The sequence below is a fragment of the Levilinea saccharolytica genome, from assembly GCF_001306035.1.
GTDB classification, from domain to species: domain Bacteria; phylum Chloroflexota; class Anaerolineae; order Anaerolineales; family Anaerolineaceae; genus Levilinea; species Levilinea saccharolytica.
Genome location: NZ_LGCM01000003.1, coordinates 38,740 through 63,018 on the forward strand (window position 1 = coordinate 38,740; position 24,279 = coordinate 63,018).

The following is a 24,279-nucleotide window of genomic DNA, read 5'->3' on the forward strand; positions in this document are numbered from 1 at the left end:
GCCATCACCACGTTTGAGGATTTGGCGGTGGTGGAAAAGAACCAGAATCGTCACAACCGCTTCGAATGGTATTCTGAAAAACTGGCGCTGATGCGCTCGGCTTTAACCCTAAAGCTTCAGACAGCTTTATAGGCGCAGCTTTCCAATCGGGCGCAGGCTTGCCGACCCTATCCTCGGCCTTGTACTGCTGAGTGGATTCTCTGACACACTCAGCATGTTTCGCCACGTGCGCTGGCGAGTTTCCATACACGCTGCTTGATTCCCGTTCGGCGTATGAGGTATGGGCTGGCGCTGACCAACCCGGCACGTCCTCCAGAGTGATTTTCCCCAGGTCATGCCGCGCAGACCGGGCGTGACCGGTATATATGGCTTCAGCATGACGGTTTTTGACCTCTTCCCACAGGTTTCGGGCAGCGCGGGCGTTGCCAAAACTGCGCTTCTGCGCGGCGGCACGTTGGTTAAGGAGGGCCGTCATGTGTGTCAGGGCTTCCTCAGTGATTTGATATTGGTCGCGATGGGCCAACTGAGATAGGATTTCGCGCAGCTCGGCGGGGGTGTAATCTGGAAACAGGATCGGATCCCCAAAACGTGAAGCCAGCCCGGGATTCAATTGCAAGAAACCCTGCATTTCTTCTGGATACCCGGCGGCGATGACCACCAGGCGGTGCCCCTCATCCTCCAGGGCCTTCACCAAGGTGTCCATCGCTTCCCGACCAAAATCCTGGCTGCCGCCGCGGGACAAGGTGTAGGCTTCATCAATAAAGAGCACACCACCGCGCGCCTCTTTGATCTTCTGCGCGGCTTTCAGCGCGGTCTGGCCCACATAACCAGCCACCAGATCGGCGCGGGAGACTTCCACCAGATGCCCCTGGCTCAGCAAGCCCAGGGCGCGAAAGAGGCGGCCCACTAAGCGGGCGACAGTGGTTTTGCCCGTGCCGGGGTTGCCGGTGAAAACAAAATGGCTTTTCGGATAATTGGGGATGTAGGCGGCATCCAGCGCCTTGCGTTGGTTTTCCATCTGAATGCGGTACGCCAGGGCGCGCAGGCTGCGTTTAACCGCCTCCAGACCCGTAAGGGAATCAAGCTCCCGAAAGACATCTTCCACGCAGTCTACCTGCGGCTGTAAAAAGCGCTGGTAATGTTTCGGCAGGTCCTGGGGCAGCAATACGGCTGGGGTGTGCGGCTCGGCGGCCGCGCGCACGGCATAAGCTTTTTCCAGGGCGTCGGCCAGGTTGCGCATCTCACCGGCATTGCCGAAATGTTCATCTTTGTCGCGCAGCAGGCCGGTGATGCACTCTTCCAGTGCGGATTCGAGGGTGGGGTGCAGGGCCAGCCCGCGGTTGTGGAGCAGCTGGCGCAGAATCTCGGCCAGTTCATCACGGTCTAAATCGGTGAAAACCAAACGATTTTCTGCGGGAAAACGGCGGCTCAGCCCAGGGTTGGCATCCAGAAATCTTTGCATTTTCTGGGTGTAACCCGCGGCGATCACCACCAACCGTTCGCGGTCGTTTTCCATGCGGGTGAGCAAGGTCTCCAGGGCTTCGGCGCCATACCCGCCGCGGTCAGCTTCCGTCAGGCCGTAGGCTTCGTCGATGAACAGCACCCCGTCGAGAGCGGAATCGATGATCTGATGGGTCTTGGCAGCCGTGCCGCCCATGTATTGCGCCACCATCTGGCCGGGAGTGGTTTCTACCAGATGACCGCGGCGCAGCACGCCTGCGTCGTGCAGAATTTCACCCACCAGACGGGCAAACGTGGTTTTGCCGGTGCCGGGGCTGCCGGAGAAGACCATGTGCAGCAGCGGGGCTTCCTCCTGCGGAGGGCGACCGGGCGCCCATTGAAGGCGCACCCAGGCGCGAAAGTCCAGCAGGCGCTGCTTGAGTTCCGCTCGGCCGACGACAGCTTTCAGCTTGTCATCGAGGGAAAGATCCGGCCGACGCACCGAGGAAAACCAACCCTGGGCTCTTGCCGCGGCGAAGGACCATTCGGGTAATGAAGCCAGCCGCTCATGCCAGGTGCGCAGACTGCCCCCTTCGGCGGAAATCCAACGGAGCAGACGGCTGCGCTCCTCATTCGGCAGCGCCTGTCCGCGGGTGGTCTCCAAATGGTACAGCATGGCGTCCCACTCTTCGGGGGCAGGCTCTGGCAGGCAGTACACCGCGTTGGCAGCGGCCGCCATGCCCGCCGATTGGATTAACTCGCGCAGTTCGGGCACGGGCAGGTTGGGGCCGATCTCTCGCAGGGCTTCCTGATTCCGCGCCGAAAACAGGCAGAAACATTGGTTGCTGCTGCTGGACGGCAGGTTGAGCCAGGAGCCTACCATCCCGGCCAGTGTGCGCTGGCTGTCATTAAAGGCCATCCAGGATTCGGCCTGTTGGATCACCACTGCGGTGCGGATGGGACGGGGGTCGGTCATCAAGGCGTGCAGCAGGTGCACTGCATGGACATCACTCATGGGTTGGTAATTGGCGCGCACATTCATCAACCCACCGGTGAGCAGCTGCCGGTCTCGCAAGGGGCCGGCGCGGGGCTGAGGGGTGGATGCGGTTGGACTCATTTCTTCGGGACTGGCTAACTGCTCCGACTCAGCATCCAGATAAAACACCGGCCGGTGGGGGGCAACAAAGGCGATGCGCTGATAACCGGCTTCCCGTAGCGCGGTGTGAAAAGCGGTGAGGAAATTGCTCTCGCGGCCGTCGACTGAGAAGAAGGAATCACTCAGGCCCTCACCGATGATGATTTCAATCGGGCAGGGCAGGGGGTGAGAAAAGAGGGGGGCAAAGCGGGGGATCACGGGTGTGCCAGGGGTCGGTTAGCGGGGAGCGGTTTGGATAGGCGCGTGCGTCCCAGCCCATTGGAGGCCAGTCGCACCTCGCGCGGCTGTTCCACGATCAATCCACTGTCGGTCAGGCTGCTTTGAATACCCAGGAAACGCTGACGGAAATCGTGTTCGGTGCTCTGGCTGCGGTCGAGGGAGATAATGTGCAGGTCATTTTCCAGGCTGTTGGCCGCGCGCGGGTGCACCTGGATGACCACTTCCTCACCAGCAAAATTCTTGAGCGAGGCCGAATAGGCGCGGCGCATGTCCTCAGCATCGTAATGGCCTTCGTAGAACACGAAACGCTCAGCCTCCAGCGACCGAACCACCAGATCGGCGATGTTGATGCGCAGTTGAGATGAAAGCACCGCGATGCGGGCCTGATGCACCAGGTCGGTGAACTCTTCTCGCATAGCGGGCAAATCGTGCGTGAGAATTTGCTGAAGTGTGCGCGTGGGGTTGTGTTCCATCCCGCTTTCCAGTTGGCTAACCAGGGCCTGCGAACGTTGTACCAGTTCAGCATATCCACCCTGGGTCCACACATTGATATCGACTTGATCTTCGATTTCCTGACCCTCCAGATCCACGGCCGGCACGCGGGCCGAACGCTGCAGCACGGCAAGGTGGGTGTTGACCTGGAAGACCGCCTGCTGATATAGGTGATTCCACCGCGCCAACCGCCGTTCCAATTCGATGCGGAAATCCGAAAGCTGGAAGAAGACCCTCTGAAAAGCGGAGAGGGCGGCCTGGAAGGCGGCGGCGTTGTAATTGCCCTCCGCGGCAGCCAATTCTTCCAGAATGCGCTGCACCTTGACGCGCCCCAAGAGCGGTGGGGGGTAGTGATTCTGGATAAAATCTAAAAGGATCAAAGCCGATTCAGACCACTGCTCAGCCAGCGCCTGGTGCTGCCGGGCGCTGTGCTGGTGTTCTTCCATGTTGCGGTGCAGGTGAAGCAGCTCTACCTGGCGGGCGCGGTGTTCTTCCTGAATATCGCTGAAGATCTGATGAGCCCAGCTTTCGATTTGCTCTGCAGTTTGTTGTGACCAGTTTTGTTCAAAGGAAGATAAGTTCTGAGACCAGGCTTGATAGAGGCTTTCATAGGCCTGGGCAGAGGCATTTTCCAGATCCTGCAAATTCTCGGAAAGAACCGCCACGGTCTCTTCATAGGCATGCTGGCGAGAGAGGGCTTCCCGGAGCTGATCTTGTGAGGACTGAACTGTCTGGCGGCGCATGGCCTCATGCAGGTCGTCGAGCTGGGCCGCCAGATCGTACACGCGCACACTGGCGGTGCGCAAGCGGTCATATTCTTCCTGGCTGATGCTGACCAGGGCTTTCTTATGCCCACTCATGAGGTACTCCTTTGAACATCAAGCTGCCGCGCGGCCAAAGCACGGTGAAAGGCGCTGAGCACGGCTGGGCGGGGGATGCCGACCATCACGGCGGAATCCTCGTGGATGTGAATTTCCACCTTGCGTTCAGCCCGTTCCAGCGAACCAGCCGGGATGCGCTCCGTCAGGTAGATGAAATTCTGATTCCTGGAGCCGCGCAATCCCTGAGTTGTCTGGGCCAGCTCGCGCTGAAAAGGGCCGTCCACCAAGACATCCACCTGCGTCAACAGGTCAGCTACGCCCAGAGCGGGAGGGCTGCTGCGCAGTTGCTCGTAGGTGTAGCCGCTGAAGCAAATGACGCTGATTTCACGTTCTCGCCGGACAAGGCGCAGAAATTCGGCTGCCGCCTTGCTTTGCAGGGTTGGCTCACCGCCAGAGAGGGTCAGGGCGTGGACGTCGGGATCACGCAGGAACCACTCGGCCAGATCCTGGGGGGTGGTCTGCAAGGCCGGTTTGAAGGCCTGCCATTCCGGCGCGATGCAGCCAGGGCAGGCCAGGGGACAGCCCTGAAACCACACCACAGAGCGCACATCTCCCGGTCCCAGGGCGGAGGTGCGTCGAACCACGTGGGCCAGGTTGAGAATGCCCGCGGGCGGCAAGTGCGATGGCGAATAATGGTTCTGACCGTTCATGCAAATGGCCGTCATTCCAAAGTGATCATGCAGACGATGCCGATCTGACCGCCTTCGCGGAATCAGATTTCGGCACGATGACAGAAATTATGTTCTAATCATACACCGAATTAGAACATAAGTCAAATAATTCTGAGGTGATTAAGAAACTGTAAGGTGAAGGGAGAGGTGCCCGACTAGAACAGTTCTTCCACCAACGGTCGGATGACATCCCAATTGGGCAGCAGCACGGCGGCGCCCTCATTCGTGATAAAGGGCGTCACCGCCTCGCGCGGCAGGGTACGTGCATCCAGACCGCCGAGCACGGAACGGGCCAGGGCCAACGCAATTCGCGGCCACTGCCAGAAGGGGAGATTGGTGTCCAGCGAACGCGAGAGGGCCGCGGCCACCGCGGGCAGATGTACCCAGGTGAGCGGGTTGAACCATTTCTGCACGGCGGCTCTGAGCAGAATCTGGGCATGGGCCATGCGGAAGAAATCATCGGCGCCGCTGCGGTCGCGCACGAAGGCCAGGGCCTGGGTGCCGTCCAGGTGGTGGGTTCCCGCCTCCAACAAACCGGTGGGCTGCTCCAGGGTGATGGTCACCCCGTCCATGGCATTGATGATCTCCACAAAGCCGTCAAAGCGCACGCGCACGTAATAGCGGGTGGGCACGCCGAAATTCTGCCGCACTGTCTCCAGGGCGGCGCGCGGGCCAGAACCGGGATCCGCGGCCTCCGCAAAGAAATGGGCGGTATTGATGCGGTTTTCGCCCACATTGGGGATGGAAACCCACAGATCGCGGGGGATCGAGAGCATGGTCACCCGCGGCTGCAAGGGGTTGACCGCCATGAGGATCATCGTGTCGGTGCGTGAGGCATCCGTGCCTTCGGGGGCGCGGTCCAGCCCCAGGAGCAGCACCTGAGTGGGCAGGGGGGCCAGCAGATAGGCCAACAGGCACACCAGCATGAAAATGGGCAGCAGGGCGCACCCCAGCGAACGCGCCTTGCGCGGCTTGCGGGTTTGGCGCGGGATGCGGATGGGCTGGTAGGCCGCCATTTCATCCGGAGGATCAAAGGCGGGGGAGCTGTACTCCACCAGCACAGGCTGGGTGGCAGGCAGGTTGGAAGGCACGCGGTTGGGGCGGGTGTCTTCCAGCGAAGCGGGGGGCGGGGTGGGCGGGGTCGCGGGGGGGAAAGCCTGGGTCTGAGCCTCAGGATCGTAACGGCGGTTGTTATTTTGGTTCATACGCAGGGGGATTGTACCCGAAAGTGGGCTAATTGTCACCTTTGGGCGAGGCGGCCTGGGGGTATACTGAGAGAGATCTCATCTGCAAGGATCAAAAGGAGGTGCTGCATGATTGTGGTGGCGAGCCGCAACGGCCGCGTGGGCATTTTAGCCGCGGTGGAGGTGCTGCGCGCGGGCGGGAGCGCCGTGGACGCGGTGGAAGCGGGCATCCGTCTGGTAGAAGATAACCCCGAAGAACATTCCGTGGGCCTGGGCGGCCTGCCCAACATCCTGGGGGATGTGGAACTGGACGCCAGCATCATGCGCGGCAGCGACCGCATGGCCGGGGCGGTGGGCTGCCTGCGCGGTTACCGCCACCCTATCAGCGTGGCGCGCCAGGTGATGGAACGCCTGCCGCATGTGCTGCTGGTGGGGGCAGGGGCCGAACGCTTTGCCGCTGAAATCGGCGCGGATCGCGGCGAGCTGCTGACCGAGGAAGCGCGGCGCATGTGGGCCGAGAAACAGGCGCTGCTGCCGCCGGAGGCGGCCGCCAACCTGCAGGACGGCGCGGATCTGGCCCCGTGGGTGGCGTACCTCACCGACCCGGTGCGTTCGCGCGGCACGGTGAACTTTTTGGCGCAGGACGCCCGCGGCGAGATCTGCTGCGGGGTCAGCACCAGCGGGTGGTTCAACAAGTACCCGGGGCGCCTGGGCGACAGCCCCCTGATTGGCGCGGGCGGTTACGCCGACAACCGCTACGGGGCGGCGGCCTGCACAGGGCTGGGCGAGATGGCCATTCGCGCCGGAACCGCGCGCAGCCTGGTGCTGTATATGAAGATGGGCATGAGCGTGCAAGAGGCCGGTCAGCAGACCATGCGCGACCTGGATGAGCTGGGCGGCAACTACCTGAGCGACATGAACATCATCGCCCTGGATGCGCAGGGAACGCCCGCGGGCTTTACCAATGAGAGCGAGGGCAAGTTCATATACATGCGCGCGGAGATGAGCGAGCCGCAGGAGGTGGAGCGCACCTTCACGGCCACCCGCCGCCGCTGGGCCGAAACCCTCTGAACTCTCCCTTAACCTCACAGCCCCTGGCCGACCGCCAGGGGTTTTTTTGATTCAGGAAAGGGAGCTGCAACTTCTGCCCGGAGCGCGCGTATATCTAGTAGCAAAGAAACAATGGATGCGCGTTCACGGGCGGCTGCTTTCACGGCGGCCGGCCGCAGCAATTTGAGAATAAGAAAGGATGGAAACATGAAACTGCTCTTGGGTTTGCTGGGTTTGATCTTTGGGTTTGTGATTTTGACCCTGGGCCTGGTTTTCGGGCTGGTCGGCGCGGTATTGGGCATTGTGCTGGGCATCCTGGGGGTGGTGTTCGCCATCCTGGGCGGCCTGCTGGATCTGATTTTCTAACCTTTGCCCTCCGGACGAATGGTCGCGGTGGCCATTCTAAGTGATACCCCAGGAGTGAAAACCTGGGGTATCATTATGGGAGGAGAAAGGCTTTATGGACGATCAAGGATCTTCGTTTTCAACCGAGCTGGAGGTGCGCGTGTACACCCGGCCGGTCGGCGTTACCGGCAATGAATGGCAGGAAGCCGGGCAGGGGCCGGGCATTTTTCACTTTGACCCGGGGGTCGAGGTGATGGTGCGCGCCCAGCGCATCGACAACCGCACCCTGCGGCAGCTGGCGGCGGACTTGAAGCCGCTGAGCAGCCTGCGCGCGCTGGTGCTGTCTGAAAACCGCAACGTCACTGACGACGGCGTGGCTTATCTGACGGAGCTGACCCAACTGCGCATGCTCAACCTGAGCTCGTGCGACATCACTGGCGAGGGGCTGGCGCATTTGAAGGCCCTGCCGCACCTGAACGACCTGAATTTGAGCTACTGCAACCGCCTGACGGAAAGCGCGCTGGCGCCGATTAAGGCGCTGAGCCATTTGACTTATTTGGATTTGCAGGGGACGATCAAAATCAAACGCGGGTGGATTCCGCGCCTGGAACGGCGCGGGCTGACCATTCGGCGCTGAGCCGCCTTAAACCAAAAAATGACCGCGGCCTCTGAGCATACCCAGAGGCCGCGGTTGGATTCAGGCGAGCGAGCGGATCAGTCGCGCTCGGTCTGGTTTTGGAAGATGGTGCCGGCTGTGCCCACCCCGGCCCAAAAGAAGACCAGGAAGATGCTGTCGGTGAACAGCGCGGTCATGGGGGTGAACAGGCGCGCGGCGCCGGTGGTGAGGATGAAGGCCCCCAGGAAACCGGTGGAGGCCATGGTCATGAATTCGTCAAAGCGCAGTGAGGCCGCGCCAAAGGCCACCCCAAAGACCAGCATCATCATCAGCTGCACGGGGGTGATGTCGGTAGAGAAGTTGAAAATGCCCTCCACCACCATGCGGGTGATGCCCTGTTGGGTGAGGAAGAAACCGGCGATCACGCCTACCAGGCCGCCGAAGAGGCTGCTGGTGAGGACCACGATGATCATATACAGCGGCCCGGCGATGAGCGCGCCCACCAGACCCCCGCCGATGAAGGCGGCGACGGGGATCCACACGGGGGAGGCCGCCACAAAGGTGATCACCAGGATGGTGCTGAGCAGGCCGCCGATCATAAACCCGCCCAACTGGGGCGAGGTCTTGTAAATGTTCTTGCCCGAAAAGCCAATCACCAGACCGATGATCAATTCCACCACAGCTAAGATATCCACCACAGGGGGCCTCCTTTTCTACATACAGCGCATACCGCTATTGTACATGATTCGCGGCTTAGGGGAAGAGCAGCAGGGCAATCAGGGCCGTCAGAGCGCCCCCGGCGGCCAGCCCGGCCAGCAGCAGGCTGCCGGCCAGATAAAGCTGGGCAGCCGTGAGCAAAAAGGCGGCAAAGACCACCGCGGCGGCCGTGCGGCGCTGACTGCGCTCCAGGCGGGCCAATTGGGCGCGCAGATCGGGGGTGCGCACCTCCAGCTTGCCCTGCTCCAGGCGGCTGATGAGCGCATCCGCGCGCATGGGCAGCCCCACCGCGGTTTGCAGGATTTTTCCGGCTTCGCTGATCCAGGTTTTCCAATTTTGACCGCCCTCAGAGCGCATGAGCTTTTCGCCGTAAGGGGCTACCGAAGTCCAGATGTTAAACTCGGCGTCCAGGCCGGTGCAGATGCCGGAGAGGATGGCCAGGCAGCGCCCCAGCAGGATGAAATTTTCGGGCAGCTGGAAAGGCATTTCGTAGAGCAGCCCGCTGAACTCCTGCATGAACTGCAGGGCCTCTTCGGACTTCATCTCCAGAATTTCGGGGCTGGTTTTGCCCCAGAAACGCTCAAACACGCGGTTGTTGGCCTGCTCCAGCAGCTCCAGGTCGGCGTTGGGCAGCAGCACCCCCAGGATTTGATAAGCCTTCACCACGCGCGCGCCGTCACGGGTGACCACGGCGAAGAGGCCCTCGCGCAGCCCGTCCAAGACGTTGGGGCTGATCGTGCCGACCATGCCGAAATCCACGAAGACCAGGGTCCAGGGGCGCGGGCTGCCGTCGGCGGGCAGGGGGCCGGGCTGGATGAAGAGATTGCCGGGGTGGGGGTCGGCGTGGAAGAAGCGGTCTTCGAAAATTTGCTGCAAATAGGTGTTGAACAGGCGCACCGCCACCTCGCTGCGGGGGATGCCGGCGGCTTCGATGGCGGCGTAGTCGGTGATTTTGATGCCGCGCACGTCCTCCAGGGTCAGCACCCGCTGGGTGGTGTGGCTCCAATACACCTGCGGCACGCGCACATCCGCGCGATCCGCGAAATGGGCGGCGAAGGTCTCGGCGTTCTTGCCCTCGTGCAGATATTGGATCTCTTCGAACAGCGATTGGCTGAACTCCTCCAGCAGGGCGGGCAGGTTGACGTGCTTGCGCAGCGGGCGGTAGCGGTGTACCCAGCCGGCCACCACGCGCAGGGCGGACAAATCCACCTTCACCACGGCCTCAATGCGCGGGCGCTGCACCTTCACCACCACGGGCAGCTCGCGCTGGCCGTGTTCATCCATCACGCGCAGGCGGGCGGCGTGCACCTGGCCGATGGAGGCGGCGGCGATGGGCTGGGGGTCGAACCAGGCGTAGCGCTCTTCCAGCGGGGCCTGCAGCTCGCTTTCGGCCACGCGGCGGATTTCGGTGAAATCTTCGGGCTGCACCTCATCCTGCAAATCGGCCAGCTCCTGAATGATCTCCGGGGGGAGCACGTCCAGGCGGGCGGAGAGGAATTGGCCGACCTTGATCAGCACCCCGCCCATCTGCACGGCCAGCTGGCGAAAGGCGGCCGCGGCGCGGCGGTAGCGCTGTGACCGTCCGCGGGCCGACAGGCGGCGCAGCCCCACCGCCGGAAGGAAAATATCCCACCAGGCGGCGGCGATGAGCACGCGGGCAAAAAACCACAGAATCCGGCGGTAGCGGCGGCGTTCCATAGCGTGATTATACCCTCGCTTAAGCGTGCGCCGCGTTGCGCAGGGTTGTACAATTAACCATAGCGGAGGGGTGGGGATATGCGGCTTGGGGTGCGCGTGGGGATGTGGCTGGGGGCGGCTTTGCTGCTGACGGGGGCTGTGCGGCTGCCGGAGGCGGTGCTGTGGCGGCTGGCGGGGCACAGCCTGCGCGCGCACGGGGGACTGGCCGGCGCGGAATTTCTGACGGCGGAACGGTACGGCGATTTGGACGGCGGCGGGCGCGAAGGGGTGCTGTGGCTGCGCGCGGGGCGCGCGGGCCTGCGCAGCGCGGCGGGGCGGGCGCTGTGGGTCTCCCCGCCCGATTGGCAGGTGCGGCAGGCGGCCCTGGCCCCCGTGGACGGCCGCCCCGGGCTGGAGGCGGTTTTGCTGGTGCGGCGGCCCTACCGCCCCTGGCCAGTGGACGCTTTTTTGCCCAACGCCGGCCGTACGGCGGGCTTTCACAACGCTGCGGGCCTGTCTTGTCATGTGATCCTCATCGGCTGCGGGGCGCGCGGCTGCCGCGAGGTGTGGGCTGGTTCCCCTCTGGCCGACCCGCTGCAGGCGCTGGCGCTGGCTGATCTGGACGGGGACGGGCGGGCGGAACTGGCGGCGCTGGAAGGGCGCTACGCCGAAGCGGACGGGCAGCCCGCCTGGCGGCTTTCGGTGTGGGGCTGGGAAGGCTTTGGGTTTCAGCTGCGCGCGGCGCAGAAGGGGCGCTTTGGGGGGCTGGGCGCGGTGCGGGCCGTGGATGGGACGCTGGGGCTGGCGGTTTGGCCGGAACATGAGGCGGGGAGGAGGATTCCATGAGCGCAAAGGCGAAGCGGATGTGGACGGTGGGGGTGTGCGCGGGGCTGCTGACCGCGCTGTTGGCCTGCAATTTGCCCTTTGGGGGGCAGCCCAAGCCGGCGCTGACGGTGACGGCGGCTCCTGAGGCGGCGCCCAGCACCGCGGCAGCGGCCGTGCCCCTGGACCCGGCGGAGTTGTACCCGCCGCCCTTTGCCGAATACCCCCTGCGGACGGTGACTCTGCCGCAGGCTTCCCCTCCCAGCTACTCGCTGCCGGTCTCGCTGGACGGTATTCTGCCCGCCGCGGGGGTTGAGCTGACCCCCGCCCAGCGCCAGGCGCTGCAAGCCCACGGCTTTGTGGTGGTGCCGCCGGTGCCGGGGGCGCACAAGGAGTTTTACCAGGTGTACGAGCGTCTGCGCTATGAGTCCGGCGGGCATATCTACGTCACTGCGGACGCCGTGCTGCACGTCTATCACCTGCTGTTCAGCAAGCTGCTGCGCGATTTGGAACAGGATGTGTTCCTGCCCGACCTGCAAAGGCTGACCCAGGGCATGCTGGCGGCCAGCGCGGAGCAATACCAGATCCTGCGCGGGGGGCCTTTGGGTGAGGCGGCTTTGGGGAACGCGGCCTATTTTGGCGTGGCCGCGCGGCTTTTGGGGCTGGAGGACGCCGTCCCGCCGGAAGCTGAGGAACGCGTGCAGGCCGAACTGGCCCTGATTGAATCCGCCCAGGGGCCGGCGGTTTCGCCCATTTGGGAGCCGGGCGGCGAATATCTCGAAGATTACAGCCAGTACATCCCCCGCGGACATTACACCCGCAGCGCGGAGATGGAACGCTATTTTCGGGCGATGATGTGGTACGGGCGCATGACCTTCCGGCTGCGCTCCGAGCTGGAGACCCAGCGCGCCCTGCTGATCACCCTGGCCGCCCAGCAGGGGCAGAGCGGCGAGCAGGCCAACCTGGATCTGTGGAAAACCATTTACGAGCCCATCGGCTTTTTGGTGGGCAAGGCCGAAGACCCGTCCATTTACGAATACGGGGCGGCGGCGCGGGCGGTGTATGGCGATGCGCTGGGGTTGGACGCGCTGGCCGACCCGGCGCGGCTGGCGCAGTTCCGCGCCTCGGCCCGGGCGCTGCCCCCGCCGCGGGTGAATTCCATGTGGGTCTGGCTGGGCGAGGAGCAGGACGAGGCCACCCAGGGCTTTCGCTTTATGGGGCAGCGCTTCACCCTGGATGCGTATATCTTCGGCCAACTCATCTGGCAGAAGGTGGGCAGCTTTGAGAACCGCCGCGATCTGCCGCGGGGGATGGATGTGCTGGCGGCCATGGGCTCACAGGAAGCGCTGACCATTTTGGAGGAGATGGGCGAGACCCAGTACGATCATTATTTGAGCCAGATGGACAAGGTGCGCGGGGAGGTGGCGGCTTTGAGCCAGGAGGATTGGACCCAAAACGTGTATTGGGGCTGGCTGTACAACTTTCAGCCGCTGCTGACCCCCAAGGATGGGCGCTACCCGGCCTATATGCGCACGGCGGCCTGGCAGCGCAAGGAGCTGAACACGGCCCTGGGGTCGTATACGGAACTGAAGCACGATACCCTGCTGTACGCCAAGCAGGTGATGGCCGAGATGGGCGGGGCCGAGCCGGAGGAGGGCGCCCAGGGGTATGTGGAGCCGGTGCCGGAGGTGTACGCGCGCCTGTACGCCCTGGCGCACATGACCCGCGCCGGTTTGCAGCAGCGCGGGCTGGCTGTGGATTCGCTGGGCGCGCTGGAAAACCTGATGGACCTGCTGGGTTTCCTGCAAACCTGTGCGGAAAAAGAGCTGGCCGGGCAGGCGCTGAGCCCGGAGGAGCGGCTGCGCATTTATTACTTCGGCGGTGAGCTGGAGGCGCTGACCCTGGCGGCGGCCGACAGCGCGGACATTCACGCGTCGGCATTGGAGGATCAGCCGGCGGCTTTGGTGGCGGATGTGGCCACGGGCATTGGGCGGGTGTTGGAAGAGGCGGTGGGCGACCCGGCTTTGATCTATGTGATTTTGCCGGATGAGCCTTACCGCCTGGGGGCAGGGGCGGTGTACAGCTATTATGAATTTGCCCTGCCCAGCGAGGAGCGCATGACGGACGAGACCTGGCGGGGGCTGGTGGCGGCGGGGAAGACGCCCCCTCTGCCGGAGTGGACGCGCCTGTTTATGCCCCAGGAGTGAGACGGCCGCTTGGGGCAGCTGGGAACGGTTTTCTGAAGTGAAAATCGAATATTTAGATGCTTGACACCCCCTGAATATTGCAATATAGTAATATACGATTGGGTGGATATTGGTAATTTTATACAAACTCGTGAATCAGAACGTACCGCGTATTCATGAAAACGGGTGGTCCGGTGTTGGAACGCGGCACAGGACGGCGGACGGCTGGCGAGCCTGACCAGCACCAATCTGGACGGCGCGGCGCTGCAAGGATTAGGATACGATTACGATAACCGCGGAAACATCCTGGGGATTACCGACAGCCTCAGCGGTGAGATCTCGGAATTCACCTATGATGCCCTGGAGCGCCTGTTGAGTATGACGGTGACGGTCAACGGCCAGACAAGCCACAGCGAAACCTTCTCCTACGCCGACCCGCACGGGCGGATGGTGAGCAAGAGCCTGAATGGGGTTTCGAAGGCGTTTACCTATGATGCCAACCACCCGCATGCCGCTGCCAGCCTGGGCGAAAACAGCTACACCTATGATCTCAACGGCAGCCAGGTGGGGCGGGTCATTGGCAGCACAGCTTACACGCTGACCTACGACGGAGAAAACCGGATGATCCGGGTGGAACCGGTGGGGGGCATGGCAGCCAACAGCGCCCCGGCGCGGCGAAAGGTGATGGCCCTGCAATTTGCACCGACGCAGGGATGGGATGTTGAGACGCTTATCCCGTATACCCCAATGCCAACTTCGACGAGGACGCCCACACGTACTGTTGCTGTCACCACAGAAATACTAGAATTACCTCCAACGAAGACGCCCACACCTACGGCCACAGCCACGCCAGAGCCGTCGCCCACCGGGACGGCTGCGCCCACGCAGGAGCCGACGCAAACGCCCGACCTGCCGCCGACCGAAACGCCCACCCCCACCCCACAACCGCCGCCGCTGGAATCGGCGCAGTACTTCTATGACGGGGATGGAACCCTGGTGAAAAGCATCGTGAACGGCGAAGTGACCTATTATGTCAGCCGCCAATTCCACCTGCGGGTGAGCGGTGAGGAGACTCGCATCCAGAAGTATTACCCCTTTGGCGGGCAGCCTATCGCCGTGCGAACGCAAGCCAACGGGACCGACACGCTGAACTGGCTGCTGACGGATCACCTGGGCAGCGCGCAGGTGACGGCGGCGGAGGGGGGCGCGGCCAGCGGGGTGCAGCGTTATACGGCCTTTGGGGAGGTGCGTTCCCGCGGCGGGGAGATGCCCACGGCGTACCAATACACCGGGCAGCTCAGCCAGATGGAGCAGGTGGGGTTGTATCACTACGGGGCGCGCTGGTTTGACCCGGCCGGGGCGCATTTCACCCAGGCGGATACGCTAATCCCTGGTGTGGGCAACCCGCTGTCCTGGGATCGGTATGCGTATGTCAACGATAACCCCATTAATTACACAGATCCAACCGGCCATATGCAAGTGTGCGCAGATGGAGATGAGGGGGGAGGTTGCGGAACCGGATCAACGACGGAACAAATTTGGCTGACTTTTGCTGACCCTGATGATGGAAGACACAAGGGTGTTTATGATGGGTTATTTTCCGAATATTATGCGAAACTACATCAAGCCAGGGTAGTAACATCGAGAGGGGATCCTAATGCAGATATATACTGGGCAGATGCAGCAACCGCAAAAGAGGTTGCACTAAACTTTTTCCCGCAAAAAGAAATCAATCCTATAATGTTTATTTCGCCAGAAGCGATATACCGGTTTTCGCAGTTTTTGGTTGGGGCGGCGAAAGATTTATTACTGAATGGTGGTGGCAATATTGTAAGTGCTTCTTTTTTGGCCCCCTCAGTTAAAGCCGCTTGGTCAAAAAGTACATTTAATACCGTTGAAGATTCAATCACTTATCATTATCAGAAACATGGAGAACCCTGGAAGACTGCTGAGGAATATACCGAGGCCGCCCAGAACTTTTATACTCTTAACATAGATATGGCAAAGTCTCATAAGCTCAACTCCGGAGAGATAGGAGTGAAGATTACAACGGATCAATTTTTTGGAATCTATACAGCAGATGGCAGAATTATCTCATTTGGACCTAAGTAAAGAGGAGCAATGATATGGAGCAAATAAAGGAATCTTATGAAGATATGTATAACACCCCTATTCCTAAAGGGATCCAATCATTGATTGATGATCTAATCGTAGGATTGAATGATTACGACGGATATGTTATGGGTTTGGCCTCATCATATCTTAAGGGGGAGTGGGAGAATGAGGGGATCGATGTCGATAAAGAGATCGACAATATTATCGAGAAATTGATAATAAAACTTAATGAATACCGGACGTATAAACAAAAACTTGATGATCTCGTTCTCATTCTCAAGAACGCGAAAAAAACACCAAAGGAATGAAGTGAAAGGCGGGTAAATGCGGTGGAAGATCGCCTCTGCTCGCCTTTGTCTTGACGCAATTGTTAGGATCTCCTAACCTGGATCACAAGCCAAGACGTTTACCGCCTCAGCACCATGAGAGGGATCTCGCGTAAGTGGGTTGCCGGAGATGCGGCTTAAAACGAGTTTACCGGGTGGGGCGCGCTAAGCCTGACAGAATGCACCACCCCTCATTCGCAGCAGATGCGTCGGGGACCGCACCCAAACGTGCAAAAAAAGAAATTTACTTCGTGATATCTGGCGGTAGTAAACCTGTCCGGTTCGGCGATGTGGGCATTTTTGATCAAAATGGCGACCTAGTTGCCGTTTACCAGGTTGGGGTTGGCACCCTGAGTGGACTTCCTATCGCCAGAGAGAGGCAGGCTATTACAGATATTTTTGAATATGGATCCTTAAAAAATGATCCTTTTGATGGACCTATAATATTCATACCATATAAGTAGAAAGAAGGTGAGCATGGGTAGACAGGTCAGGTTTTATATGCTCCTTGATGATGAACAGGAGTTTCTGGATTTTGTTTGCCAAAAACCTGGGGTAAAACTTCTGCGGGTTGTTTCCGATATACCGGAACTTGTCATTGGGAAAAAAGTTTTATTAGAGTCTCAAAATATGCGACAGGTGTATGTTTGGGATTCAGCTTTTAGTATTCCCCAAAATAGTATTGAAAAGCTATTCTACACGAACTACGACGAAAATCTTGGGCAATATGTTGACACAGAAAGAGCTTTTTTCACAATTAACCGTTCTTCATCCGCACCTTTTATTGAGTATTCACGCTCTTTTATTCGTGATGATGGAAAATTAACAGAAGGACGAATCTGGGCTGAAATGTACCGTTCTGAAGGTGATAAATTGGTTCGTAAAGAACCCGAGTTCATCTCCTGGTATGGAGAGGTCGCTCGCTGGTTTAGACAGAACCTACAACATGATAGGGAGTTGAATGCCTACGTGTCTAGAAGAGCGATGGAATGGAGAAAAAATGGTGGGGAATTTCATTAGCCACTAGGTTGAAAATTTATCTTATAAAAGCGAAATTATACCGTTGTTCGGAATATCAACCAGGCGATCACAGGGCGCGCCCGTACAGGGGTGATGATGTACAATGAGGCATGGGCGGCATGAGTCCGATGGGAGATTGCAGCGCGCAGGTGACGGCGGCGGAGGGGGCGCGGCCAGCGGGGTGCAGCGCTACAGCACCTTTGGGGAGGTGCGTTCCCGCGGCGGGGAGATGCCCACGGCGTACCAGTACACCGGGCAGCTCAGCCAGATGGAGCAGGTGGGGCTGTATCACTACGGGGCGAGGTGTGAATAGACCTAATGCCATCCTTTGCTGGATCATTAGAATGTTGTACAAATATGCATTTTAATTGCATAATTGTACAGAAATGATATAATCATCATGTCGTTTATCACGCCGCCTGATCCATTGCTTATCGGAGCTTGTTCAATGATTGAAAGGAAAATGGCGTCCAAAATAACTTCCCTGGCGCAGAAGTTCCAGGTCATCACGCTCACCGGCCCACGCCAGTCTGGAAAGACCACGCTGGTCCGTGCCGTTTTTCCGAACTTGCCCTACGTTTCTCTGGAGGAGCCTGATATCCGCCAAATTGCGCTGTCGGACCCGCGCGGATTTCTATCCAATTACCCTTCTGGGGCTATTATGGATGAAATTCAAAATACACCGGAACTGTTTTCTTACCTACAGCGAATCGTAGATGAAAACCGCCAGATTCAATTTATTCTGACGGGATCGTCCAATTTTTTGTTAATGGAAAAAATAAGCCAGACCCTGGCAGGCCGTACCGCCGTTTTGCATTTACTTCCGTTCTCATTTGAAGAGCTGGAACCCCTGAATGATCCATATGAGAGCATGATTTTTAAAGGCCAATATCCGCGGATTTACGACCGCGATATTTCCCCTACAGAGTTCTATCCATCTTACATCCAAACCTATGTGGATCGAGATGTTCGTTTGATCAAAAATGTCGGCGACTCGAACGCCTTTATTCAATTCACGCAGCTGTGTGCAGGACGCATTGGGCAGCCGCTGAACTATGCTAGTTTAGCGGCTGACGCCGGCGTCAGTCCAAATACAGCCAAGTCATGGATCTCGATTCTGGAAAGTTCTTACATTCTGTATCGCTTGCAGCCCTATCATCGGAATTTCAATAAAAGACTGGTGAAATCACCCAAGCTGTATTTTTATGATACCGGGGTCGCTTGCGCACTACTTGGGATCCGAGAATCGGAACACATCAACTTTCACTATCTTAAAGGTTCACTGTTTGAAAACTTGATTCTTAATGAATTCATCAAGCGCAGTTTCAACCGCGGCGAGAACAGCCTGCCGTATTATTGGCAAGATAATCACGGCAAAGAAATTGATTGCTTGATGGTGAACGGCGAAAGGGTCACGGCGGTTGAGATTAAATCGGGGAAAACGATGTCAACCAGTTATTTTGACCATCTTCATTATTGGGAATCATTGGCGGCTTTAAGTGAATATCGAGGATATGTTGTCTATGGGGGTGATCAAACGATGCAAACCAGCGCAGGCATGTTATTAAGCTGGCGGGATCTCGATCGTATTCCACATGCATAATCGATATTTCGAACTTTCTCCCCAACCATCGGCCTCACCTCGCCGTGTGGGCGCGGCCAGCGGGGTGCAGCGTTACACGGCCTTTGGGGAGGTGCGTTCCCGCAGCGGGGAGATGCCCACGGTGTACCAATACACCGGGCAGCTCAGCCAGATGGAGCAGGTGGGGCTGTATCACTATGGGGCGAGGTGGTTTGACCCGGCCGGGGCGTGTTTCACCCAGGCGGATACGCTGGTGCCCGGTGTGGGCAACCCGCTGTCTTGGATTGGTTTGGGTAAGGAAACTACAACCCCATAAATTCCACGGATCCAACCAGCCATGGGCTATTTAGGGATGACCTACATTTTTCCGACTGCGAGGATGGGTTACCCCAGGCCTCTCAAATGACTCCAGATGAAACTGTTAAGCCCGATCCATACGATCGAGCTGAAGAGATTCGATCGCTCAATCAGCGATTTTTAAATAACGGTCAAAAAATTCGAGACAAGCCTGGTTTATCTCCTGCAAATACTTCGCTGCGTCGCGCGTTGTTTGCCCACCTTCCAGAATTTTTGTGAGTATCGGGCTGGTAAGCGAAAGGTCAGTCAGGGAGAAATGCCCCCTGCCGGGGAAATACAGGTTGATCACATCCTCGGATGCATCCGAGAGGAATTCAAAATTTCTGGCATATTGAGGCCATTCGGCGAGATGACCCCAGGAACTGTCTGAGTAGATGTTCAAGACAGGTGCGGGATAGGGCTGGTCGAGCCAAACGAATTCGCCATCTTTAACGCCGATGATATCGTCCATAAAGGGTGATTCGAGCGCAATCACGGCGTCTATGTCGTTTCGCTGCCGCGGAATCGCCAGCGCCGCCGAGCCGCCGAGTGAATGTCCCATGACGCCGATTCGTTCCCCATCCACCAAGCCATACACGCCTTCCGCACCGCCGGCTGCGTTGGCCAAAATGGTATCCAGCGCGAAGTTGATGTCGTCTGTGCGGGTTTTCATCCATTTTTGGTATAAGCGAAAACTTTGCTGACGGTCGCGCCGGGCGTTTTCCTGCTGGATTTCGCGAAAGTAGTCCATGCTCACAAATGTGATGCGCCCATCGTCGCCTTTTATCCAGAAGGCATGATATGGGTGTCCGATGGAACATACCACATAGCCGTGACTTGCCAGTTCGAGATAGAGCGACTCGTTGCTGGTCTCCAGTCCCAGCCCGCCGTGTGAAAACATAATCAGCGGGTAGATTTCACCTGCGGTCTTATCGGGATGCCAGCAGGTCACGTTGATCTTGCGCTTCTCACCCGTGTCGGTATAAGTCTCCACGCGGCTTTCATCGGTGTAGGTGTAGCGGATACTGGTGACTGTGTAAACCCCCGTCGGTTCCGGTTTGTGGTGCGGCGGGAACAGCAGAATGGGCATCATCACAAGTAAAACCAGCAGCAGCGCGCAGCCCGCCCTGGAGAGCACTTGCCTGGCTGGATGGGTTTGTTTAGGGAAAAGAGCCATGATGCCTTCGATCTCCACAGCGCCCTCACGCCGCCAATGAGGATGCCAACGGCTGCGGTTTACCCTGTGCCATCCTGCAATGTCCATACAGGCAAGCATGCTTGGGCATCTCGCACGCGAACAGGTCGAAACCAGCCTTCGCCGCATTTTGGTCGGGGTATTAATCCATTGGCAGACGGTCGTGCATACGGTTGAGCATAAACGTGATGATAATCACGCTCATGTTTTTTTGAATATTACAATGCTAAGAGCATGACGACGGTGGTCAGGTCCAGCAGGGCATGGCAGACCATCAGGTAAGGAAACATTTGCGGGCGAAGCTTCAGACTCAATCCCATCAGGAAAGCTAACGGCAAGAACATGCCCAAGCGCCAGACGATGAAGCGCCAATCCAACACCAGCGGCAGTGTGGTGTGCTGCAGCGCTAAAAAGAAAGAAGCCAGCGCCCAGGCTGCCCAGCCGCTGCCAAGCTGCTTTTCGAGGCGTGGCATGACATAGCCAAAGTAGGTAGGCAATTCAGCGAAGGCAATCGTGAGCGGAAAAAGCAGGCTGACCAACCCGGCCCACAGCGGCAAAGGTTGAAACAGGATGGCATTGGCGGTTTCAGGCGAACCAAACAGCCAGGTCGCCAGCCATTGATTGGGTAAAACCGTCAGGGGCATCAGTGCTGCCATCAAGAGCAGGGTAAGCCCGAGATCTTTCCAAAAAGTCTTCCGCACGGGAGGGATGTAATTGAAAAAACGCTGCTTTTCCTGCCGAAAGCACCAGGTCAGCAAGGCGATAGAAACCAGGTTGGTGAGCAAGGCGCTGATCATCCACCATCCGGCAGATGCTCGCCAGGGGGCGGCCGATCCAGACAGCGCCAGGGCCGCGGCAATCATCACCTGGAACAAAGCAAACAGCACGGTTCGGGAAAGCAACAAGATCCAAGGAGCCATTTTGTTTGTTGTGGGATTCATAAGACCTCTTTTGTTGTATTTGTGAAAAGGTCAGCCGATGGCTCGCCGCCAGATTTCCAGACAAGGATACATCCTTTTGACCTGAATTCCGGCATTTGTGACGAGCCCGTTAAATCCTTTTTGGACTTTATATAAGCCAAAACAATCCAGCCCACCGATGCAACAAAGCCCATCTTGCCAGTTCTCCCTGGTAAAACAGAGCAAGCCGCAGGGGCGTGTTTCAAAGATCACAGCCAGGTCAGGCTCAACTTCAGAATGCCAGGCGTTAAAGGTGGTTTCAAAGACCTCGCGCAAGAACGGCTCAAACTGCGTAACTTCTAAGTTAGCCGGCAAATCCACAATCAGACTCAGGTCTATATCTGAATCAGGGCGAGCGCGGCCTGCTAATCCGCGCGAACCGTGCAAGACGATACGTACGACATTCGGATGGATAACCAGATGGGCGGCTTGGAGCAATGCATGGGTGTCTGGGAGGGAACGGACAAAGGCGGTGGAAAAATTGATAGGTTGTGTCATGGCAGCAGATCTACGATCCTTTTGTAAATTCCAGCCCCTATGCAATGATTCCAGCGCCTCAGATTCAGGGTGTATGCCGCATCGATGGATTGCACTTTCCTAAATGGGCCGTTGAAAATGAGCTGTTTTAGAGGTAATGAAACAGATGAACTGAACGCACCGCAACCACAGACCCAACCTGTGCATAAGAGACGGCACCCTACGGCGGGCGGATCGAGGAAATGCCTAGGCCGGGCGGGTCGTCAACTGCTGCCGCAGGCGCGCCAAGCCTTCGGCGAAATTTTGGCGGCCCAACCCCACCCGAAAATGATTGCCAGGGTAATCAAACAGGCTGCCCGGCACGATCATGACGCCCTGGTCTTCCAGCACCGTCCGGCAAAAATCTTCCACCGCTTCGGCCCCGCACCAGCGCGGGAAGGCGATCGAACCGGCCTGAGGCGGGATCCATTCGAAAAGCTGGGGGTACGCGCGGCAAAATTCCTCCGCCAGGGCGGTGTTGTGCAGCACGATGCTGCGGTTGCGGCTGAGGATGGGGCCGCTGTTCTGCAGGGCGGTGATGGCTAAGATTTCGCTGGGGGCCGAGCTGCAAATGGTGGTGTAGTCCTTAAACGCCAGCCAGCGCTGGGCCAGGGCGGGGTCTTGGGCGGCCAGCCAGCCGATGCGCAGGCCGGGCAGGGCGAAGGATTTGGACAGGCCCGCCAGCGAGACGCCTTTCTCATACACCTCGCACACTGCCGGAAGCCGGGCGGCGGGGTCATGTTCCAACAGGCGGTACATCTCATCACAAAACACGGTGATTCCGTATCGGCCGGCCAGCGCCAGAACGGCTTCAAATTCTGCGCGGGTGGGCAAGAAGCCGGTGGGGTTGTGGGGGAAATTCAGCACCAGCAGGCGCGTGCGCGGGCTCAGGCTGCGTTCCAGGGCGTTCAGGTCTAACTGCCAGCCGGAGGCGGTGGGCGTGAGCGGCCACAGCGTCACCGGGCAGCCCAGGGCGCGGGCCACCTCCTGCAAAGACTGGTAGGCCGGCGCAACCGCCACCACGGCATCGCCCGGCTCCAGCAGGGTGTGCATGGCGATAAAAATGGCTTCTTCGGGGGCCATCACCACCAGGTTATCGGCGGGGATGCCGGCATATTGGCGGGCGATTTCGGCGCGCAGCCCCGGGTGGCCGGGCGATTCGGTGTAGCCCAGGCGCAGCGTATCCCACATCTGGCGCGTTTCGGGCGCAGCCATGCCGATCAGTTCCGACATGGACAGGCTTTCGCAATCTGATGAGCTGAGCAGGATTTCCACCTTGAACTCGTACAGGGCAAAAAAGCGTTCCAGTTTAAAAGGCGGGATGCGCATGGGCTGTCTCCTTGGGGGTGAGAAGCGTCTCAGGCGGCGTGCTGCACCAGGTTGTTCACCCAGCGGCCGGTGGCAAAACGCTGCAGACCGATGATGTATTTGCACAATTCCTCAGCCGCCACCATCAAGACCACCCAATACACCGGCAGGTGGAAGACAAAGGCGCCGAGCAGGGCCAGCGGCACGCCCACCAGCCAGATAGTGAGCATTTCTAAGATGAGGGCGTAGCGGGTGTCGCCGCCGCTGCGCAGGATGCCGACGATGATGGTCATATTGGAAACCTTGACCCACAGGGTGAAGGCCATCACCGTGAGCACTTTAATGGCGAAATCGTGGGCTTCGGGGGAGATCTCGTACAGCTCCAGGATCAGGCCGGAGGACAGCCAGATGAGCACGCCGACGAGGAAGCCGCCCAGGGTGACCAGGGTCAGGCTGTAGCGGGCGTAGCGTTTGGCGTTGGCCTCGTTGTTGGCCCCAATCTGGTTGCCGATGATCACCGCGCAGGCATCGGAAATGCCGATGAAGATGACGAAGGCCAGGTTTTCGATGGTCCCGGCGATGTTGACGGCGGCGATGGATTGGGTGCCGATGTGGGCATACACCAGGTTATAGGTGCTCATGCCCAGCGACCAGAGCACCTCCTGCACCATCACGGGCAGGCCGACCTTGATATAGGCTTTGACAAATTCGGGGCTGAAGCCGCCCATCTCTTTCAGTTTGGCGGCGATGGGCAGTTTTTGGGTGTAGATGGGGATGATGAGGATAAAGATTTGCAGCACGCGGGCCACGGCTGTGCCGATGGCCGCGCCTTCGACCCCCATCACCGGGGCGCCGAAATGGCCAAAGATGAGCACGTAGCTGATGGCAGTTTTGATCACCAGAGCGATGACGGTGGTGATCATGGGCAGGCGGGTGTTGCCGATGCTGCGCAGGACGGAGCCGTAGGCAAAGGTCACGGCGGTGGGGATGTAGCTGATGGCCACGATGCGCAAATAGCGTCCGCCGATGGCGATGACTTCGGGGTCGCGCGAGTAGATGCTCAACACGGTGTTGGGGATGGCCACGGCCACCACGGTGAAGAGCAGGCTGCCCACAAAGCTGACCCCCAGGCTCAGGCCGAGGACTTTGCGGATGGAGGTGACATCGCCTTTGCCCCAGTATTGGGCGGTGAAGACGGCTGCGCCGGAGCTGGTTCCAAAGAGCAGGAAGGTTAAAAGGAAGAAAACCTGGTTGGCCAACCCCACACCCGCCACCGAGGCGTCGCCCAGTTGACCGATCATGACCACATCCAGCAGGTTGAGGGCAGACCAGACGAACTGCTGGATGATGATGGGCACGGCGATTTTGCGCAAACTGTTAAAGTATTCGCGATCTTGAAACATGCTATCTTCTCAATAAAATGGGATTCCCGAGGTTGTGCGCGGGAGGGGGCAGAACGGGTTGAT

The 24,279-nt window shown here is 59.0% G+C and carries 23 protein-coding genes; 11 read left to right on the forward strand and 12 right to left on the reverse strand.

Annotated features, from left to right (window positions below; genetic code table 11):
* Nucleotides 1–4: 4 nt before the first annotated feature.
* The 4 genes from ADN01_RS00970 to ADN01_RS00985 form a co-directional block, all read right to left on the reverse strand.
* Complete coding sequence (locus ADN01_RS00970; protein WP_062419454.1) at nucleotides 5–2,794, reverse strand: AAA family ATPase; 2,790 nt, start codon at nucleotides 2,792–2,794, stop codon at nucleotides 5–7.
* Complete coding sequence (locus ADN01_RS00975) at nucleotides 2,791–4,167, reverse strand: hypothetical protein (protein ID WP_062419453.1); 1,377 nt, start codon at nucleotides 4,165–4,167, stop codon at nucleotides 2,791–2,793. The genes ADN01_RS00970 and ADN01_RS00975 overlap by 4 nt, the downstream gene beginning before the upstream one ends.
* Nucleotides 4,164–4,853: a 4Fe-4S single cluster domain-containing protein gene (locus ADN01_RS00980; protein ID WP_082142934.1), complete on the reverse strand. Its 690-nt coding sequence runs from the start codon at nucleotides 4,851–4,853 to the stop codon at nucleotides 4,164–4,166. The genes ADN01_RS00975 and ADN01_RS00980 overlap by 4 nt, the downstream gene beginning before the upstream one ends.
* Nucleotides 4,854–5,014: 161 nt before the next feature.
* Complete coding sequence (locus ADN01_RS00985; RefSeq protein ID WP_075070846.1) at nucleotides 5,015–6,064, reverse strand: LCP family protein; 1,050 nt, start codon at nucleotides 6,062–6,064, stop codon at nucleotides 5,015–5,017.
* A 108-nt stretch (nucleotides 6,065–6,172) separates the two neighbouring features.
* On the opposite strand from ADN01_RS00985, the gene ADN01_RS00990 reads away from it, so the two are divergent.
* A complete protein-coding gene (locus ADN01_RS00990) occupies nucleotides 6,173–7,114 on the forward strand; it encodes a N(4)-(beta-N-acetylglucosaminyl)-L-asparaginase (RefSeq protein WP_062419451.1) in 942 nt (313 codons plus the stop codon).
* Nucleotides 7,115–7,128: 14 nt separating this feature from the next.
* Here ADN01_RS00990 and ADN01_RS19505 read toward each other — a convergent pair whose 3' ends face one another.
* The gene (locus tag ADN01_RS19505) at nucleotides 7,129–7,302 is read right to left on the reverse strand and encodes a hypothetical protein (protein ID WP_160318344.1); all 174 of its coding nucleotides are present in this window, start codon (nucleotides 7,300–7,302) and stop codon (nucleotides 7,129–7,131) included.
* Between ADN01_RS19505 and ADN01_RS19510 the strand changes: the two genes are divergently transcribed.
* Together ADN01_RS19510 and ADN01_RS18680 are read left to right on the forward strand one after the other, a co-directional pair.
* Nucleotides 7,301–7,459: a hypothetical protein gene (locus ADN01_RS19510; protein WP_160318345.1), complete on the forward strand. Its 159-nt coding sequence runs from the start codon at nucleotides 7,301–7,303 to the stop codon at nucleotides 7,457–7,459. The two genes, ADN01_RS19505 and ADN01_RS19510, sit on opposite strands and share 2 nt — an antisense overlap.
* Nucleotides 7,460–7,553: 94 nt before the next feature.
* Nucleotides 7,554–8,075, forward strand: coding sequence for a leucine-rich repeat domain-containing protein (locus tag ADN01_RS18680; protein ID WP_062419450.1), 522 nt, complete (start codon nucleotides 7,554–7,556; stop codon nucleotides 8,073–8,075).
* A gap of 77 nt (nucleotides 8,076–8,152) precedes the next feature.
* Here the strand turns inward: ADN01_RS18680 and ADN01_RS01000 are convergent, their stop codons facing one another.
* Together ADN01_RS01000 and ADN01_RS01005 are read right to left on the reverse strand one after the other, a co-directional pair.
* Entirely contained in the window at nucleotides 8,153–8,749 is a 597-nt protein-coding gene (locus ADN01_RS01000; protein WP_160318346.1) for a TM7S3/TM198-like domain-containing protein, read from the reverse strand.
* Nucleotides 8,750–8,807: 58 nt separating this feature from the next.
* Nucleotides 8,808–10,469: an ABC1 kinase family protein gene (locus ADN01_RS01005; protein WP_062419448.1), complete on the reverse strand. Its 1,662-nt coding sequence runs from the start codon at nucleotides 10,467–10,469 to the stop codon at nucleotides 8,808–8,810.
* A 78-nt stretch (nucleotides 10,470–10,547) separates the two neighbouring features.
* On the opposite strand from ADN01_RS01005, the gene ADN01_RS01010 reads away from it, so the two are divergent.
* The 8 genes from ADN01_RS01010 (at nucleotide 10,548) to ADN01_RS01035 (ending at nucleotide 18,815) form a co-directional block, all read left to right on the forward strand.
* Nucleotides 10,548–11,294 carry a hypothetical protein gene (locus tag ADN01_RS01010; RefSeq protein WP_062419447.1) on the forward strand — a complete coding sequence of 249 codons (747 nt, stop codon included), beginning with the start codon at nucleotides 10,548–10,550 and terminating at the stop codon, nucleotides 11,292–11,294.
* Nucleotides 11,291–13,477, forward strand: coding sequence for a DUF3160 domain-containing protein (locus ADN01_RS01015; RefSeq protein ID WP_062419446.1), 2,187 nt, complete (start codon nucleotides 11,291–11,293; stop codon nucleotides 13,475–13,477). The genes ADN01_RS01010 and ADN01_RS01015 overlap by 4 nt, the downstream gene beginning before the upstream one ends.
* Nucleotides 13,478–13,642: 165 nt before the next feature.
* Nucleotides 13,643–15,568 (forward strand): RHS repeat-associated core domain-containing protein, encoded by a 1,926-nt coding sequence (locus tag ADN01_RS01020; protein WP_062419445.1) that lies wholly within the window; start codon nucleotides 13,643–13,645, stop codon nucleotides 15,566–15,568.
* Between the two features lie 14 nt (nucleotides 15,569–15,582).
* Nucleotides 15,583–15,879, forward strand: coding sequence for a hypothetical protein (locus ADN01_RS01025; RefSeq protein ID WP_062419444.1), 297 nt, complete (start codon nucleotides 15,583–15,585; stop codon nucleotides 15,877–15,879).
* Nucleotides 15,880–16,374: 495 nt separating this feature from the next.
* On the forward strand, nucleotides 16,375–16,917 hold the full coding sequence (locus ADN01_RS18980) for a hypothetical protein (RefSeq protein WP_062419443.1): 543 nt from the start codon (nucleotides 16,375–16,377) through the stop codon (nucleotides 16,915–16,917).
* A 136-nt stretch (nucleotides 16,918–17,053) separates the two neighbouring features.
* Nucleotides 17,054–17,230 (forward strand): RHS repeat-associated core domain-containing protein, encoded by a 177-nt coding sequence (locus ADN01_RS19515; protein ID WP_160318347.1) that lies wholly within the window; start codon nucleotides 17,054–17,056, stop codon nucleotides 17,228–17,230.
* 135 nt (nucleotides 17,231–17,365) lie between these two features.
* Nucleotides 17,366–18,520, forward strand: a complete 1,155-nt coding sequence (locus tag ADN01_RS01030; protein ID WP_062419442.1) for an ATP-binding protein — start codon at nucleotides 17,366–17,368, stop codon at nucleotides 18,518–18,520.
* A complete protein-coding gene (locus ADN01_RS01035) occupies nucleotides 18,513–18,815 on the forward strand; it encodes an RHS repeat-associated core domain-containing protein (RefSeq protein WP_082142932.1) in 303 nt (100 codons plus the stop codon). Before ADN01_RS01030 ends, ADN01_RS01035 begins: the two co-directional genes overlap by 8 nt.
* A gap of 147 nt (nucleotides 18,816–18,962) precedes the next feature.
* Here the strand turns inward: ADN01_RS01035 and ADN01_RS01040 are convergent, their stop codons facing one another.
* From ADN01_RS01040 to ADN01_RS01060, 5 genes are all read right to left on the reverse strand, one after another.
* Complete coding sequence (locus ADN01_RS01040; protein WP_161542436.1) at nucleotides 18,963–20,099, reverse strand: alpha/beta hydrolase family protein; 1,137 nt, start codon at nucleotides 20,097–20,099, stop codon at nucleotides 18,963–18,965.
* Nucleotides 20,100–20,248: 149 nt separating this feature from the next.
* A complete protein-coding gene (locus tag ADN01_RS01045) occupies nucleotides 20,249–20,971 on the reverse strand; it encodes a hypothetical protein (protein WP_062419439.1) in 723 nt (240 codons plus the stop codon).
* Between the two features lie 30 nt (nucleotides 20,972–21,001).
* The gene (locus ADN01_RS01050) at nucleotides 21,002–21,487 is read right to left on the reverse strand and encodes a nucleotidyltransferase domain-containing protein (protein WP_062419438.1); all 486 of its coding nucleotides are present in this window, start codon (nucleotides 21,485–21,487) and stop codon (nucleotides 21,002–21,004) included.
* 225 nt (nucleotides 21,488–21,712) lie between these two features.
* Nucleotides 21,713–22,834 carry an aminotransferase class I/II-fold pyridoxal phosphate-dependent enzyme gene (locus ADN01_RS01055; protein WP_062419437.1) on the reverse strand — a complete coding sequence of 374 codons (1,122 nt, stop codon included), beginning with the start codon at nucleotides 22,832–22,834 and terminating at the stop codon, nucleotides 21,713–21,715.
* 29 nt (nucleotides 22,835–22,863) lie between these two features.
* The gene (locus ADN01_RS01060; protein WP_062419436.1) at nucleotides 22,864–24,216 is read right to left on the reverse strand and encodes an MATE family efflux transporter; all 1,353 of its coding nucleotides are present in this window, start codon (nucleotides 24,214–24,216) and stop codon (nucleotides 22,864–22,866) included.
* Nucleotides 24,217–24,279 lie beyond the last annotated feature (63 nt).

What these genes read in the sequence shown, in the direction of transcription:
- ADN01_RS01035 (WP_082142932.1), top strand. Translation starts at nt 18,513, where the DNA reads ATGCATAATCGATATTTCGAACTTTCTCCCCAACCATCGGCCTCACCT.
- ADN01_RS01010 (WP_062419447.1), top strand. Translation starts at nt 10,548, where the DNA reads ATGCGGCTTGGGGTGCGCGTGGGGATGTGGCTGGGGGCGGCTTTGCTG.
- ADN01_RS00980 (WP_082142934.1), bottom strand. Translation starts at nt 4,853, where the DNA reads ATGACGGCCATTTGCATGAACGGTCAGAACCATTATTCGCCATCGCAC.
- ADN01_RS19505 (WP_160318344.1), bottom strand. Translation starts at nt 7,302, where the DNA reads ATGTTTCCATCCTTTCTTATTCTCAAATTGCTGCGGCCGGCCGCCGTG.
- ADN01_RS18980 (WP_062419443.1), top strand. Translation starts at nt 16,375, where the DNA reads ATGGGTAGACAGGTCAGGTTTTATATGCTCCTTGATGATGAACAGGAG.
- ADN01_RS01055 (WP_062419437.1), bottom strand. Translation starts at nt 22,834, where the DNA reads ATGCGCATCCCGCCTTTTAAACTGGAACGCTTTTTTGCCCTGTACGAG.
- ADN01_RS01060 (WP_062419436.1), bottom strand. Translation starts at nt 24,216, where the DNA reads ATGTTTCAAGATCGCGAATACTTTAACAGTTTGCGCAAAATCGCCGTG.
- ADN01_RS01030 (WP_062419442.1), top strand. Translation starts at nt 17,366, where the DNA reads ATGATTGAAAGGAAAATGGCGTCCAAAATAACTTCCCTGGCGCAGAAG.
- ADN01_RS00990 (WP_062419451.1), top strand. Translation starts at nt 6,173, where the DNA reads ATGATTGTGGTGGCGAGCCGCAACGGCCGCGTGGGCATTTTAGCCGCG.
- ADN01_RS00975 (WP_062419453.1), bottom strand. Translation starts at nt 4,167, where the DNA reads ATGAGTGGGCATAAGAAAGCCCTGGTCAGCATCAGCCAGGAAGAATAT.
- ADN01_RS01040 (WP_161542436.1), bottom strand. Translation starts at nt 20,099, where the DNA reads ATGGACATTGCAGGATGGCACAGGGTAAACCGCAGCCGTTGGCATCCT.
- ADN01_RS01015 (WP_062419446.1), top strand. Translation starts at nt 11,291, where the DNA reads ATGAGCGCAAAGGCGAAGCGGATGTGGACGGTGGGGGTGTGCGCGGGG.
- ADN01_RS00985 (WP_075070846.1), bottom strand. Translation starts at nt 6,064, where the DNA reads ATGAACCAAAATAACAACCGCCGTTACGATCCTGAGGCTCAGACCCAG.
- ADN01_RS01045 (WP_062419439.1), bottom strand. Translation starts at nt 20,971, where the DNA reads ATGAATCCCACAACAAACAAAATGGCTCCTTGGATCTTGTTGCTTTCC.
- ADN01_RS01050 (WP_062419438.1), bottom strand. Translation starts at nt 21,487, where the DNA reads ATGACACAACCTATCAATTTTTCCACCGCCTTTGTCCGTTCCCTCCCA.
- ADN01_RS01005 (WP_062419448.1), bottom strand. Translation starts at nt 10,469, where the DNA reads ATGGAACGCCGCCGCTACCGCCGGATTCTGTGGTTTTTTGCCCGCGTG.
- ADN01_RS19510 (WP_160318345.1), top strand. Translation starts at nt 7,301, where the DNA reads ATGAAACTGCTCTTGGGTTTGCTGGGTTTGATCTTTGGGTTTGTGATT.
- ADN01_RS01025 (WP_062419444.1), top strand. Translation starts at nt 15,583, where the DNA reads ATGGAGCAAATAAAGGAATCTTATGAAGATATGTATAACACCCCTATT.
- ADN01_RS18680 (WP_062419450.1), top strand. Translation starts at nt 7,554, where the DNA reads ATGGACGATCAAGGATCTTCGTTTTCAACCGAGCTGGAGGTGCGCGTG.